Source organism: Streptomyces sp. P9-2B-2 (assembly GCF_030406865.1).
Classification (GTDB): Bacteria; Actinomycetota; Actinomycetes; order Streptomycetales; family Streptomycetaceae; genus Streptomyces; species Streptomyces platensis.
The window spans coordinates 1213110-1229494 of the sequence record NZ_CP129126.1; the positions used below are offsets into that span (position 1 = coordinate 1213110).

At 70.9% G+C, this 16385-nt stretch carries 2 protein-coding genes; both read right to left on the reverse strand.

Translation table 11 applies throughout. The features are described from left to right. Window positions 1–6 precede the first annotated feature (6 nt). Window positions 7–5550: a type I polyketide synthase gene (locus QT196_RS05290; RefSeq protein ID WP_290354449.1), complete on the reverse strand. Its 5544-nt coding sequence runs from the start codon at window positions 5548–5550 to the stop codon at window positions 7–9. 46 nt (window positions 5551–5596) lie between these two features. Further along, the gene (locus tag QT196_RS05295) at window positions 5597–16348 is read right to left on the reverse strand and encodes a type I polyketide synthase (RefSeq protein ID WP_290354450.1); all 10752 of its coding nucleotides are present in this window, start codon (window positions 16346–16348) and stop codon (window positions 5597–5599) included. Window positions 16349–16385: the final 37 nt, after the last annotated feature.

Below are 16385 nucleotides of genomic sequence, written 5' to 3' on the forward strand. Positions count from 1 at the left end.
GTGAACTCACAGTCCTCGCGTCATGTCGTCTTCGGCGCCGGAACCGTCGAGCGCGAGCTGGATCATGGCTTCCATGTCCATCGTGTCGAGCGATTCGCGGTCGTCGTCTTCGGTGGTCTCGGACGCTTCCTCGGTGATCCCGGCCAGTTCCAGCAGGGAGCTCATCAGCCCGGCCTCGGCAAGACGGTTCAGCGGAATCGAGGTCAGCATCCGGCGGATGGTCTCCTCGTTGTCGTCGGCACCGGAGCCGGCGTCCCCGTACGGCGCGAAGTGCGTGCCGAGGTATTCGGCGAGCACCCGCGAGTTCGGGTAGTCGAAGATCGTGGTCGCCGGGAGTTTCAGCCCGGTGTCCCGGTTGAGCCGGTTCCGCAGCTCCACCGCGGTCAGCGAATCGAAGCCCAGGTCCTTGAAGGCCTTGCCCGCTTCCACCGCGTCCGCGTCGGCGTAGCCCAGTACGGCGACCACATGGCCACGCACCAGGTTCAGCAGCAGACGCGACCGCTGCGCCGGGGAGGCGGTCTTCAGCCGCTCCGGCAGTCCGTCCGCACCACCCTGACCGGCCGCGGCGCTCCGCCGGTTCCCACGGACGAGTCGGCGCAGCAGCGGAGGAACCTCGTCGGCATGCAAGCCCGCGCCGAGCGCCGTGAGATCGAGCCGGACCGGCACGGTGAGCGCCCGTCCCCCCGCGACCGAGGCGTCGAACAGCGCCAGCGCCTCCGCCGACGGCATCGGACGCAGACCGTCCCGGGCCTTACGCTGCCGGTCGGCCTCGCTGAGCGTGCCGGTCAGCCCGCTGCTCTCCTCCCACAGCCCCCAGGCCAAGGACTCGGCAGGCAGCGCGTGGGCGCGACGGTATGCGGCGAGCGCGTCCAGGAACGCGTTGGCGGTGGCGTAGTTGCCCTGCCCCGGTGCGCCGAACACCCCGGCGGACGAGGAGAACAACACGAAGGCGGACAGGTCGAGATCCTTGGTGAGCTCGTGCAGATTCCAGGCGGCGTCCACCTTCGGCCGCAGCACCGCGTCGATCCGCTCCCGGGTCAGGGACCCGAGGACGCCGTCGTCCAGAACGCCCGCGGTGTGCACGACACCGGTCAGCGGGGCCTCCGCCGGGATCCCGGCGAGCAGTCCGGCCAGCGCGTCCCGGTCGGCGGTGTCACAGCCGGCGATGGTCACCCGGGCACCCAGAGCGGTGAGCTCGTCCCGGAGTGCGGCAGCGCCCTCGGCGTCCGGGCCGCGGCGGCTGGTCAGCAGCAGGTTCCGCACCTGATGCTCGGTGACCAGATGCCGGGCGACCAGCGTGCCCAGGGTTCCGGTACCACCGGTGATCAGCACGGTGCCCTCCGGCTTCCACACCGGTCCGCCGTCCTTCGCGGACGGCTCCAGCATGGTGAGCCGAGGGACCACCAACTCCCCGTCCCGAATGGCTACTTGAGGCTCATCCAGGGCGACGGCCACCGCCAGCTCAGCGCGCGACACCTGCCGCTCATCGCTGTCGACCAGCACGAAATGATCCGGGTTCTCCGACTGTGCCGAACGCACCAACCCCCATACCGGTGCCGTCACCAGATCTACTTCCTCCCCCGTCACAGACACCGCGCCTCGGGTCAGAATCACCAACCGCGACCCGGCGAACCGTTCTTCAGCCAACCAGGCACGCAGCGTCTCCAACACCCCATATGCGACCTCCCGAACCCCACCGGAAACCCCGACAACCCCTGAATCGGGTACCGGGAGAACCACTACTTCCGGGGTCGGATCGAGCGCCTTCAGGGCCTCCAGGTCCCTGACGTCGGCACCCGGCACGGCAGCAACCCCTAGGCCGTCGCCCCCGAGCACCACCAGGGAACTCCCCTCGGGGTCCACGGGCGCCGGGGTCAGGGCCGGGGTCGTGGTCGGGGTCGGGGTCGGGGCCACCCAGTCCACCCCGTACAGCGATTCGCGGCGCCCGGTGCCTTCGGCGAGCCGCTCTGCCGACACGTCATCCCAGGTCACGGACGCGATGGAGGCGACGGGAGCGCCCTCGACATCCGCGACCCGTACGGCGTACCCGTCCCCGGCCGGGGTCAGCGCCACCCGTAGTGCGGTCGCCCCTACGGCATACAGGCTCACCCCCGTCCAGGCGAGCGGCAGTTGCGCCCCGTCCGGTCCGGCGCAGTGCAGCGCCGCATCAAGCAGCGCCGGGTGCAGCCCGAAGCCACTCGCGTCGCCCGCTTCCCCCTCGGGCAGGGCCACCTCGGCGAACAGCTCGCCACCGCGCCGCCAGACCGCGCGCAGCCCCTGGAACACCGGGCCGTAGCCCAGCCCCAGCTCGGCCCGTTCGCGGTAGAAGTCCGCCAGCTCGACGGGCTCAGCGTCCGTGGGCGGCCAGCTCCGTGCGTCAAAGCCGGCCGGCTCGGCGCTTCGGACGAGAACACCGGTCGCGTGCCGGGTCCATGCCTGCTCGTCCGGGGCATCCTCGGGCCGCGAGTAGACGCTGATCTCCCGGCCGCCGTCGTCCGCGTCGGGCTCCGCAACCAGTACCCGCAGCAGCACGGCACCACGATCCGGGAGCACCAGCGGCGTCTCCACGGTGAGTTCGCGTACGAGGTCGCAGCCGACCTGGTCACCGGCCCGGATGGCAAGGTCAACGAACGCCGTCTCGGGCACCACCGCGGCGTTGAGGACGATCCGCTCGGCCAGCCAGGGGTGGGTGGCCTGGGACAGCCGCCCGGTGAGCACCTGAGTACCGGGCATCGAGACGGCCGCACCGAGCAGCGGATGATCGGCGCTGCTCAGTCCGGCGGCGGTGACATCACCGACGGCGCCGGTGTCGTCCAGCCAGTAGCGCTGACGTTGGAAGGCATAGGTGGGGAGGTCGATCCGCCGGCCAGTGGGGAGCAGGGTGCTCCAGTCCACCGGGACGCCATGTACCCAGAGTTGGGCGAGGGAGTATGCGAAGCGGGGCCAGCCGCCTTCGTCTCGGCGCAGGGTGCCGGTTACGACGACAGGGCTGCCGGATTCCTGCTGGGCGGTGTCCTCGATGCCAGGGGTGAGGACGGGGTGTGCGCTGCATTCGACGAAGACGCCGTGCCCGTCGGCCAGGAGAGCCTGGATGGCTTCCTCGAACCGTACGGGGTTGCGGAGGTTCTCGAACCAGTAGGCGGAGTCCAGCTCCTCGCCCGATATGGGTGCGGCGTTCACCGCGGAGTAGAAGGGGATACGGCCTTCGGCAGGTGTCACCTCGGCCAGGACCGTGGCCAGCTCCTCACGCAGTTCCTCGACCTGGGCGCCGTGCGAGGCGTAATCCACCGGGATCTGCCGGGCCCGCACGTCCTGCTCGGCACACTCCGCCAGCAGCTCCTGCAAGGCATCCGGCTCACCGGAGACGACGGTTGAGGTCGGCCCGTTGATGGCGGCGACGGACACCCGCTCGCCCCACTTGGCGATGCGCTCCTGAACCGCCTCGCGGGAGGCGGCGACGGAGACCATCCCGCCGCGACCGGCCAGCACCCGACCGATGGCCTGACTGCGCAACGCCACCACCCGGGCACCATCACGCAGGGACAAAATGCCGGCTACGCAGGCCGCGGCGATCTCGCCCTGCGAATGCCCCACCACAGCCGACGGCACCACACCGCAGTCCGCCCAGACCGCAGCAAGCGACACCATCACCGCCCAAAGGACGGGCTGCACCACATCAACCCGCGCCAACGCGTCCTCGTCGGACAGCACCTCATCCAACTTCCAGGACACGAACTCCGACAGCGCGGCACCACACTCAGCCATCCGCCCCGCGAACACCGGGGAGGAGGCCAGCAGGTCGTCCGCCATACCCAGCCACTGCGAGCCCTGACCAGGGAAGACGAGTGCCACACGGCTACCAGCTCCCGTGCCGGACGCACCCCGCACCACACCCGCAGGATCCACCCCCGCAGCCAACCCACGGAGGCCATCAAGGAGGCCCTCACCGTCGCCACCGAGCACGACCGCCCGACACTCCAACCCCGCCCGCGTACTCAGCAGCGAGAACCCCACATCAGCTGGATCCAGCCCCGGACGGTCCGCCACGAAGGACGCCAACCGCCCCGCCTGGGCGCCCAACGCCTGCTCCGAACGCGCCGACAACACCCACGGCACCACCCCAACAGGCACACCCTCAACCGGTCCCTCAACCTCCGGCTCAGCCACAGGCGCCTGCTCCAACACCACATGCGCATTCGTCCCGCTGATACCGAACGAGGACACACCCGCCCGCCGCGGCTGCTCACCCTCCGGCCACTCCCGGGCCTCGGTCAGCAACTCCACCGCACCCGCGGACCAGTTCACATGCGACGACGGCTCATCCACATGCAGCGTCTTCGGCAGCACACCGTGCCGCATGGCAAGGACCATCTTCATCACACCGGCGACCCCGGCCGCGGCCTGGGTATGTCCGAGGTTCGACTTCACCGAACCCAGCCACAACGGCCGGCCCTCCGGCCGGCCCTGGCCATACGTGGCCAGCAGCGCCTGGGCCTCGATCGGGTCGCCGAGGGCGGTGCCGGTGCCGTGGGCCTCGACCGCGTCGACCTGATCGGCGGAGAGCCGGGCGTTCGCCAGGGCCTGTTCCACGACGCGCTGCTGGGAGGGGCCGTTGGGGGCGGTCAGACCGTTGGACGCGCCGTCCTGGTTCACCGCCGAACCCCGCACCACCGCCAGGATCGGATGGCCGTTGCGCTCGGCGTCCGACAGGCGCTCCACCAGCAGCATTCCGGCGCCCTCGGCGAGGGTGGTGCCGTCCGCGCCCGAGGCGAAGGCCTTGCAGCGCCCGTTGCGTGCCAGGTTCTGCTGGCGGGAGAAGTCGATGAACGTATCGGGGGTGGACATCACGGTCACCCCGCCGGCCAGGGCCAGCGAGCACTCCCCGGTCCGCAGCGCCTGCACCGCCAGATGCAGTGTCACAAGAGAGGAGGAGCAGGCGGTGTCCACGGTCACCGCCGGGCCCTCCAGGCCGAAGGAGTACGAGATCCGGCCGGACAGCACGCTGCCGATGCTCCCGGTGCCGAGGAATCCCGCGGCTTCGGGGGCGACATGGTTCAGCCGCGACGCGTACTCGTGATACATCAGCCCGGCGAACACCCCGGTGGAACTGCCGCGCAGGGCCAGCGGGTCGATTCCCGCATGCTCGAACGCCTCCCAGGACGCCTCCAGCAGCAGCCGCTGCTGCGGGTCCATGGCGGAGGCCTCGTGCGGGGAAATGCCGAACATCTCGGGGTCGAATTCGAGGGCGTCGTGCAGGAATCCGCCCTCGCGGACATATGAGGTGTAGGGGCGTCCGGAATCCGGGTCGTGCAGGGATTCCAGGTCCCAGCCCCGGTTGTCCGGGAAGGTGGTGACGGCGTCCCGGCCGTCGGCCACCAGCTGCCAGAGTTCCTCGGGTGAACTCACTCCTCCCGGGTACCGGCAGGCCATGCCGATAATGGCGATCGGCTCGTGCTGCTTCTCCTCGACCTCGCGCAACCTCTGGCGCGTGCGGCGGAGATCAGCCGTAGCTCGCTTGAGATAATCCCGGAGTTTGGCTTCATTCTCCATCCGGTACCTTCCCCCAAAACACTGTCAGGCGCTTGATCCGCACGCGTTAGGACATTCCGAGTTCGTTGTCGAGAGCGTCGAAGAGTTCGTCATCGGTGGCTGAGTCGAAGTCCTCTTCGGAGTTCTCCGGACTTTCGCCGTTCCTGCTCTCGTCCCACTGCCACAAGATGCTCCGCAGCCGAGCGGTGATCTTGTCCCGGCCGGCGGCGTCGGGGTCGATCTCCGGCAGCCCGGCGGCGATCCGGTCGAGCTCGGCGAGCAGCCGGGCCGAGGGGTCCGCTTCGGCCGGTACCAGCTCCGCCCGCAGGAACTCGGCGAGCGCGACCGGAGTCGGATGGTCGAAGACCAGGGTGGCGGGCAGGGTCAGGCCGCCGACCGCGGCGAGCTGATTGCGCAGCTTGACGGCGGTCAGCGAGTCGAACCCCAGATCCTTGAAGGGCCGGTGGTCCTCGACCTGATCGGCCGACTCATAGGCGAGGACCGACGCGACCTGGGTACGTACCAGGGCCAGCACGGTCTCCCGCTGTTTGTCCGCCGGCATGGCGATCAGCCGGTCCGCCCAGCCCTTCTCGCCCGGCCCCTCGGCGCCGGCCGACCGCCGGGTGTCGCCCGGCAGCAGACCGTGCAGCAGGACCGGTATCCGGTCCTTCGGCAGGGCCCGGATCGCCGGGATGTCCAGCGGAATCGGCACCAGCACCGGTTCGCCGGCCCGGCGGGCGTGGTCGAAGAGGACCATGCCGAGTTCCGCGGTCATCGCTCCCGCCGAGATCCGCTCCGCCCGCATCTCCTCGCTCTGGTCCGCGGCCTGGACCCGCTCGGCCCAGACGCTCCACGCCATCGAGACGGCGGGCAGGCCCTGGGCGTGCCGGTGGTGTGCCAGGGCGTCCAAGAAGGCGTTGGCGGCGGCGTAGTTGCCCTGCCCGGCGTTGCCGAAGTGCGCGGCCGCCGAGGAGAACAGGATGAACGCCGACAGGCCCAGGTCCTTGGTCAGCTCATGCAGGTTCCAGGCCGCGTCCACCTTGGGCCGCAGCACGGCGTCCAGATGCCCCGGGGTGAGCGAGGTGACCACACTGTCCTCGACCACCCCGGCCGCGTGCACGACCGCGGTCAGCGGACGGTCCTGCGGAACAGCCGCCAGCAGCTCCGCCAACGCGGTCCGGTCCGCGGCGTCGCAGGCGGCGAGGGTGACGTCCGCCCCGAGTACGGCCAGCTCGTCCCGCAGTTCCGCGGCCCCCGGGCTCGCCGCCCCACGGCGGCTGGTGAGCACGAGATGACGTATCCCGTGCTGCGTCACCAGATGACGGGCCACCAGGGTGCCGATCATGCCCGTGCCGCCGGTGATCAGCACCGTGCCCTGCGCGTCGAAGGCCGGCGCCTCACCGGCCAGGTGGACCCGGGCGAGCCGTACGGCGCGGGGCATACCGGCCCGGACCACGGCCTGGGGTTCCGCGGAGCCGATGACCTCCGGCAGGGCGGCGGCCGAGGAGTCCTGCTCATCCAGATCGACGAGGACGAACCGGCCGGGATGCTCGGACTGGGCGGACCGGAACAACCCCCAGGCGGAGGCGTGCGGCAGGTCGGTCACCGGGTCGGTGGCCTCGGCCGCCATGGCGCCGCGCGTCACCACCACCAGACGGGAGGTGGCGAACCGGTCGTCGGCCAGCCAGCGCTGGATGAGTTCCAGGGCGTCGCGCACGGTGCCGTGTACCGCCCCCGGGAGGAATCCGTCCTGGTCGCTGCATGGTGCGGCGGTCAGGACGACCTCGGGGACGGGCGCGCCCGCCTCCACCGCAGCGGTGAGCGCGGCGAGATCGGCATAGGTGCCGCCGCTCCCCGTGAACGCGGCCGTCAGCCCCCCGCGGTCCGTCCCGAGCACGGCCCAGGAGCCGGTGAACTGCGACCCGTGGAGGGCCGTCCACTCGGGGCGGAAGAGGGTGTCGCGCGGTGCGGCGCCGGTCAGCGCGGTGGCGGTGACGGCGCGGAGCCGCAGCGTGTCGACGGAGGCGATGGGCTCACCGAGGCCGTCGGCGATGTCCAGCGTCACCGCCCCGGTGGGCGCGGTGCTGAGGCGGGCCCGCAGGGTGGTCGCCCCGGTAGCGAAGAGCAAGACGCCGTTCCAGGTGAACGGCATCCAGGGGCCACCCTCCTGCTCCGCGAGCGGGGACCACGACAGGGCGTGCAGTACGGAGTCGAGCAGAGCCGGGTGCAGCCCGAACCGCTCGGCCTCGTCCCGCTGCTCCTGCGGCAGGGTCACCTCCGCGTAGAGGTCGTCACCCTGACGCCAGACCTCCCGCAGACCCTGGAACACGGGCCCGTAATCCACTCCGGCGGCGGCCAGCTGGTCGTAAATACCGTCCAGGTCCACCGGGGTGGCTCCCTTAGGGGGCCACACGTCGAGGCCGGCGCCACTGCCGTCTGCGGTGTCCGGTCCGAGAAGCCCGGTGGCATGCCCGGTCCACGGCTCACCGTCGAGCGCGTCATCGGCGCGCGAGTGCACCGTGACCGGCCGGCGGCCCTGGTCGTCCGGAGCACCGACGCTGACCTGGAGCTGCACCCCGCCTCGATGCGAGAGGATCAACGGCGCCTCCAGCACCAGCTCCTCGACCCTGGGGCAGCCGACCTGGTCACCCGCCCTGATGGCAAGGTCCACAAAGCCGGTGCCGGGAAGGATGGTGACGCCCCGGACGGTGTGGTCGGCGATCCACGGGTGGGTGGCCGCACTGATCCGCCCGGTGAGGACGACCGTGTCCGTACCGGCCATCGAAACGGCGGCCGGGACGAGCGGATGCTCAACCGGTTGCAGCCCGAGACCGGCGGCATCCTGCGTACCCGCTGAAGCCGACAGCCAGTAGCGCTGACGTTGGAAGGCGTAGGTGGGGAGGTCGATCCGCCGCCTGGTGGGCAGCAGGGTGCTCCAGTCCACCGGGACGCCGTGTGCCCAGAGTTGGGCGAGGGAGTATGCGAAGCGGGGCCAGCCGCCTTCGTCTCGGCGCAGGGTGCCGGTTACGACGACGGGGCTCCCGCACTCCTGTGCGGTGTCCTCGATGCCAGGGGTGAGGACGGGGTGTGCGCTGCATTCGACGAAGACGCCGTGACCGTCGGCCAGAAGAGCCTGGATGGCTTCCTCGAACCGTACGGGGTTGCGGAGGTTCTCGAACCAGTAGGCAGAGTCCAGCTCCTCGCCTGAGAGCGGCGACGCATGCACCGCCGAGTAGAACGGAATACGGCCCTGGCCAGGGCGGACTTCGGCAAGAACCGTCGCCAGCTCCTCGCGCAGCTCCTCGACCTGGGCGCCGTGGGAGGCGTAATCCACCGGGATCTGCCGGGCCCGCACGTCCTGCTCGGCACACTCCGCCAGCAGCTCCTGCAACGCGTCAGGTTCGCCGGAGACGACGGTCGAGGTCGGCCCGTTGATGGCGGCGACGGACACCCGCTCGCCCCACTTGGCGATGCGCTCCTGAACCGCCTCGCGGGAGGCGGCGACGGAGACCATCCCGCCGCGACCGGCCAGCACCCGACCGATGGCCTGACTGCGCAACGCCACCACCCGGGCGCCGTCACGCAGGGACAAAATGCCGGCTACGCATGCCGCGGCGATCTCGCCCTGCGAATGCCCCACCACAGCCGACGGCACCACGCCACAGTCCTCCCAGACCGCAGCCAGCGACACCATCACCGCCCATAGGACGGGCTGCACCACATCAACGCGCGCCAGCATGTCCTCGTCGGACAGCACCTCGTCCAACTTCCAGGACACAAACTCCGACAGCGCGGCACCACACTCAGCCATCCGCCCCGCAAACACCGGAGAGGAGGCCAGCAGTTCATCCGCCATCCCCAGCCACTGCGACCCCTGACCAGGGAAAATCAGCGCCACACGGCCACCAGCTCCCGTACCGGTCGAACCCCGCACCACACCCGCAGGATCCACCCCCGCAGCCAACCCACGGAGGCCGTCGAGCAGACCCTCAGGGTCATCCCCGAGCACCACCGCCCGGTGCTCCAACCCCGCCCGCGCACTCAGCAGCGAGAACCCCACATCAACGGGATCCGACTCCGCGCGGCCCTCGGCAAAGGACGCCAACCGGCCCGCCTGCGCGAGCAACGCCCGCTCGGAGCGCGCCGAGAGCACCCACGGAAGAACCCCGGGCCGGTCCTGCTCAACCGGCTCCGCCGGCGCCTCGTCAGGGGCCTGCTCCAGCACCACATGCGCGTTCGTCCCGCTGATGCCGAAGGACGACACACCTGCCCGCCGCAGCTGGCCACTCTCCGGCCAATCCCGGGCCTCCGTCAGCAACTCCACCGCACCCGCGGACCAGTCCACATGCGACGACGGCTCATCCACATGCAACGTCTTCGGCAACACACCGTGCCGCATGGCCAGGACCATCTTCATCACCCCGGCAACCCCGGCCGCGGCCTGGGCGTGCCCAATGTTCGACTTCACCGAACCCAGCCACAACGGCCGGCCCTCCGGCCGGCCCTGGCCATACGTGGCCAGCAACGCCTGGGCCTCGATCGGGTCGCCCAGCGTCGTACCGGTGCCGTGCGCCTCCACCGCGTCCACCTCGGACGCTTCGAGTCCGGAGTTGGCGAGCGCCTGACGGATCACCCGCTGCTGCGAGGGGCCGTTCGGGGCGGTCAGACCGTTGGACGCACCGTCCTGGTTCACCGCCGAACCCCGCACCACCGCAAGCACCGGATGACCGTTACGGCGGGCCTCCGACAGCCGCTCGACCAGCAGCAGGCCGACGCCCTCGCCCCAGCCCGCGCCGTCCGCGCTCTCCGCGAAGGCCTTGCTGCGGCCGTTCGGAGCGAGGGCGCGCTGGCGGGAGAACTCGATGAACTCCATCGGTGTGGACATGATCGTCACACCGCCGGCCAGGGCCAGTGAGCACTCGCCGGAACGCAGCGCCTGGATCGCCCAGTGCAGGGCGACCAGCGAGGACGAGCACGCGGTGTCGACGGTGACCGCGGGGCCCTCGAAGCCGAAGGTGTAGGAGATCCGGCCGGAGACCACGCTGCCCGCGGTGCCGGTGGCGAGATGGCCGTCCACCTCGGCGGAACTCTGGGCCAGGAAGGAGCCGTAGTCCTGGCCGTTGGTGCCGACGAAGACGCCGGTGTCGGCGCCGCGCAGCGTCGTCGGGTCGATCCCCGCGTCCTCCAGCGCCTCCCAGGAGGTCTCCAGCAGCAGCCGCTGCTGGGGGTCCATGGCGGTCGCCTCACGCGGTGAGATGCCGAAGAAACCGGGGTCGAAGTCGGCCACGTCCCGTAGGAAACCGCCTTCGCGGACGTACGAGGTGCCGTGGTGGTCGGGGTCCGGGTGGTAGAGCCGCTCGACGTCCCAGCCGCGGTCGCCGGGGAAGTCGCTGACCGCGTCCTCGCCGCGGGCCAGCAGGTCCCAGAGTTCCGCCGGAGAGGCGACGCCGCCGGGAAAGCGGCAGGCCATTCCGACGATGGCGATCGGCTCGTCGTCCACGGCCCCGCGGGACCGCACCACGGTGGTGGCGGTCTGCCCGCCGAGTAGCTCTTCGCGCAGAAACCGCACGAGGGCGGCCGGGGTCGGATAGTCGAAGATCAGGGTCGCCGAGAGGCTGAGTCCGGTCGCGGTGTCCATGCGGTTGCGCAGTTCCACGGCGGTCAGCGAGTCGAACCCAAGGTCCTTGAAGGCACGGGAGGCCTCCACCGCGCCGCTGCCCGCGTACCCGAGTACCAGGGCGACCTGGGCCGTGACCAGTTCCCGCAGCACCCGGTCCTGGTCGGCCTGCGGCAGGCCGACGAGACGGTCCCGCAAGGCATTACCCGCACCGACGCCGGCCGTGGCGGCACGCCGGCGCACCGGCACCAGTCCGCGCAGAACGGGCGCCACCTCCCCGGAGGCGGCGAGCGCCCGCAGGTCCAGCCGTATGGGGACGGACAGTGCAGCGTCCATGGTGAGCGCGGCGTCGAACAGGGCCACGCCTTCCTCGGCGGTGAGCGGGACGAGTCCGCCGCGGGCCATCCGGCGCAGATCGGTGTCGCTGAGCTGCTTGGTGATCTCGCTGGTCTCGGCCCAGAGCCCCCAGGCCAGGGAGGTGCCCGGCAGGCCGTGGTTCCGGCGATGGCGGGCGAGCGTATCCAGGAAGGTGTTGGCGGTGGCGTAGTTGCCCTGTCCGGCCGCGCCGAGTACCGCTGCGGCCGACGAGAAGAGAACGAACGCGGAGAGATCGGCGTCCTGGGTGAGTTCGTGCAGGTTCCAGGCCGCGTCCACCTTGGGCCGCAGCACGGTGTCCAGGCTTTCCCCGGTGAGGGAGCGGAGGGTCCCGTCGGAGGTGACCCCCGCGGTGTGCACGACACCGGTCAGCGGAGCGTCCGCCGGGATCCCCGCCAGCAGCTCGGCGAGGGCGTCACGATCCGCCGCGTCGCAGGCGGCGATCTCCACCTGGGCACCGAGCGCGGTGAGTTCCGCGCGGAGTGCGGCTGCGCCCTCGGCGTCCGGGCCACGGCGGCTCGTCAGCAGGAGGCTGCGGATGCCGTGTGCGGTCACCAGGTGCCGGGCGATCAGGCTGCCCAGGGTTCCGGTGCCGCCGGTGATCAGTACGGTGCCGTCGGGGTTCCAGACCGCGTTTGTGCCGGAGGGTACTGCCGGTCCAGACGGGCCAGATGATCCGGACGGTGCGGATGGTGCGGACGGTGCGGACTGTGCGGACGGTGCGGACGGTGCGGACGGTGCGGACGGTGCGGACGGTGTGAGCCTGGCGAGCCGCGGTACCGACAACGCGCCTTCCCGGAGAACCAGTTCAGTCTCACCGGTGGCCACCGCGGCATGGATCACGGCGGAGGACTTCTCGTGGTCGTCGACATCGACCAGCACAAAACGCCCCGGGTGCTCCGACTGCGCCGAGCGCACCAGCCCCCAGAGCGGCGCCATGGCCAGATCCACCGGCTCACCGGCGACCGAGACGGCGCCCCGGGTCACCACCACGAGCTGGGAAGCGGCGTTCCGGTCGTCGGCGGTGCGGTCATCTGCGACCCAGCTCTGAAGCTGTTCCAGCACCTGGCGGGTCATCGCACGTACGCCGTCGGGAACAGACGCCGACTCCCCGGCCACCGACGGATGCAGGAGTACGAGGGCGTCAGCACCCTCGGCGTCAGAAGCCTCGGGAAGTTCCGGAAGCGACACCCACTCCACCGCGAACAGCGAATCGTGGTGATCGCCCGGGACGCTCGTCGTCAGCTGCTCGGGAACCACCGGCTCCCAGCGCACCGCGTCCACGGACGCGACCACACCACCGGCCTCATCGGCGACGACGAGGGCATACCCGTCACCTGCCCTGCTCAGCTTCACCCGGAGCGCGGTGGCACCCACCGCGTGCAGGCGCACCCCGGTCCAGGACGCGGGGAGCCGCAGCCCGTCGAGCGCTGGTTGCAGCGCGGCGTCGAGCAGGGCCGGATGCAGTCCGAACTTCGCTGCTTCGGCGGCGACTTCGTCCGGCAGAGTGACCTCGGCGTAGATCTCGTCGCCACGCCGCCAGGCGGCCTGGACGCCCTGGAACACGGGACCGTAGTGGAATCCGGCGGCGCCCAGGGCGTCGTAGCAGGCATCCACGGAGAGCGCCTCGGCACCGACCGGCGGCCAGACCGCTTCGCCGAACGTCACCGCCCCGGCACCCGCACCCGCACCCGCACCCGCCGCCAGCGCACCCACGGCGTGCACGGTCCAGGACTGTTCCGGAGACTCCTCAAGCCGCGAGTACACCGCCAGTTCCCGGCGCCCGTCCTCGTCGGGCTCCGCGACGACGACGCGCAGCTGCACTCCGCCGCGCTCCGGCAGAACCAGCGGCAGCCGCACCGTGAGTTCTTCGATCAGATCGCAGCCGACCTGGTCACCGGCCCGGATGGCAAGTTCGACCAGGGCCGAGCCGGGCAGTACGGCGGCGCCGAGTACGGCATGGTCGGCGAGCCAGGGGTGGGTGGCCAGGGACAGCCGGCCGGCCAGGACCACGGCGTCCGGCAGGGTCACGGTGGCGCCGAGCAGCGGGTGATCGGCGGCGCCCAGACCCGCGGCGGTCATATCGCCGACCCCGGTGTCCCCTTCCAGCCAGAAGTGCTGCCGCTGGAAGGCGTACGTCGGCAGCTCCACCCGGCGGCCGTCGGCGAGCATCGGCTGCCAGTCGACGGGGGCCCCACGGACCCACAGCCCGGCGAGAGCCTCCGTCGCCACCTCGGGTTCGGGACGGTCCTTGCGCAGCGTGGGCACGAAGAGCACGTCCTCCGCCAGGCAGTCCTGTCCCATGGCGGACAGAACGCCGTCCGGGCCGAGTTCGAGGAAGGTGGTGACGCCCTCGGCGTGGGCGGCGCGCATTCCGTCGTGGAAGCGGACGGCTTCCCGGACATGCCGCACCCAGTACTCGGGGTTGCGGAGTTCAGCGGACTCGGCCAGCGCGCCGGTCACATTCGATATCACCGGCAACTGAGCGTCTGCGTAAGTGAGTTGACTCAACACCGCACGGAACTCGGCAAGCATCGGCTCCATCAGCGGCGAGTGGAAGGCATGACTCACCCGCAGCCGCTTGACCTTCCGCCCCTCCGCCTCCAGAGCGGCGACGACCTGCTCCACCTCGGCCTCGGCGCCGGAGATCACCACAGCCTCAGGACCATTGACGGCGGCGATCCCGACCAGGTCCCGACCCTCCAGCAGCGGCGCGACCTCGTCCTCCGAAGCCCGCACCGACACCATCACGCCACCGGTCGGCAGGGCCTGCATCAACCGCCCACGCCCCGCCACCAGCTTCGCCGCATCAGCCAGCGACCACACACCCGCCAGGTACGCAGCTGTCACCTCACCGATGGAGTGGCCCAGCAACACAGCCGGCGTCACACCACGCGACTCCACCAACCGATACAGCGCGACCTCCAGAGCGAACAGCGCCGCCTGCGCGTACTGCGTCTGATCGAGGAGCTCTCCCCCGCCCCGGACCACATCCGTCAGCGGCCGAGGCAGCAGACCATCCAGCTCCCCGCAGACCTCATCCCAGGCCCGCGCAAACACCGGATACGTCTCATACAACTCACGGCCCATCCCCAGCCGCTGCGCTCCCTGACCGGTGAACAGCGCGCCGAGTTTGCCGTCGCTGACCAGTCCGGTGAGCACGCCGGGGGCGGCGTCACCGGTGGCCAGGGCGGACACCGCGGTGCGCAGTCCGGCCCGGTCGCTGGCCAGGGCGACCGCGCGATGGTCGAGGGCGGCACGCGTGGTGACCAGCGAGAAGCCGGTGTCGACGGGGTTCAGCTCCGGCTGCTGGTCCACGAAGGCGGCGAGTCCGGCTGCCTGTGCGGTGAGTGCCTGCCGGGAACGGGCGGACAGCACCCAGGGCACCAGACCGGACGGGTCGGATGCCATGGGGGCCGCGGGGGCGGAGCCGGGCTCTGCGCGCTCCTCGGCGGGGGCCTGTTCGAGGACGACATGGGCGTTGGTGCCGCTGATGCCGAAGGAGGACACCCCGGCCCGGCGCGGCCGTTCGGCCGCCGGCCAGTCCCTGGCCTCGGCGAGGAGTTCGACCGCGCCGGCGGACCAGTCGACGTGCGGTGAAGGGGCGTCCAGATGCAGGGTCTTGGGCAGCACGCCGTGCCGCATGGCGAGCACCATCTTGATGATGCCGGCGACTCCGGCGGCGGCCTGGGTGTGCCCGAGGTTGGACTTGATGCCGCCCAGCCACAACGGGCGGTCCGCCAGGCGGTCCTGCCCGTAGGTCGCCAGCAGCGCCTGGGCCTCGATGGGGTCGCCGAGGGTCGTACCGGTGCCGTGCGCCTCCACCGCGTCCACGTCCGACGGCGAGAGATGGGCGTTGGCGAGTGCCTGCCGGATCACCCGCTGCTGCGAGGGGCCGTTGGGAGCGGTCAGGCCGTTGGACGCACCGTCCTGGTTCACCGCCGAACCGCGCACCACCGCGAGCACCGGGTGGCCGTTGCGCTGGGCATCCGACAGGCGCTCGACCAGCAGCAGGCCGACGCCCTCGCCCCAGCCGGTGCCGTCCGCGGCGGCGGCGAACGGCTTGCAGCGACCGTCCGCCGCGAGACCGCGCTGGTAGGAGAAATCGATGAAGGTGTCCGCAGTGGCCATCACGGTCACGCCGCCGGCCAGTGCGAGGTCGCAGTCCCCCGCCCGGAGCGCCAGCACCGCCTGGTGGAGGGCCACCAGGGAGGAGGAACAGGCGGTGTCCACGGTGATCGCGGGGCCTTCGAAGCCGAACAGATAGGAGATACGGCCGGAGACCACACTGCTCACCGCGCCGGTGCTCATAAAGCTGGCGATGTCGTCGGGGACATCGAGGACCCGCGCGGCGTAATTGTGGTACATCAGCCCGGCATAAACGCCGGTCTTGCTGCCTCGCAGGGTGCCCGGGTCGATTCCGGCGCGTTCGAAGGTCTCCCACGCCGTTTCCAGGAGCAGCCGCTGCTGCGGGTCCATCGCGAGCGCCTCATGCGGTGAGATTCCGAAGAACCCCGGGTCGAATTCCGCGGCGTTCTGGAGGAATCCGCCCTCCCGGACATAGGACGTGCCGGGGTTTTCCGGGTCGGGGTGGTACAGCCCCTCGACGTCCCAGCCCCGGTCCGCCGGGAAGCCGGACATACCGTCGCGGCCCTCGGACAACAGCGTCCACAGGTCTTCGGGAGAGGCGACCCCGCCGGGATAGCGGCAGGCCATGCCGACAATCGCGATCGGTTCCGATTCGAGCTCCCATATCCTGCGGCGGCTCTGCCGCAGATCGATGGTGGCCTGCTTGAGATACTCGACAAGTTTCTTGTCGTTGGTCACCTGGTTCCGCCCCTTCGACCGGCACGAAAAATGTTCT

What these genes read in the sequence shown, in the direction of transcription:
- QT196_RS05290 (WP_290354449.1), bottom strand. Translation starts at nt 5,550, where the DNA reads ATGGAGAATGAAGCCAAACTCCGGGATTATCTCAAGCGAGCTACGGCT.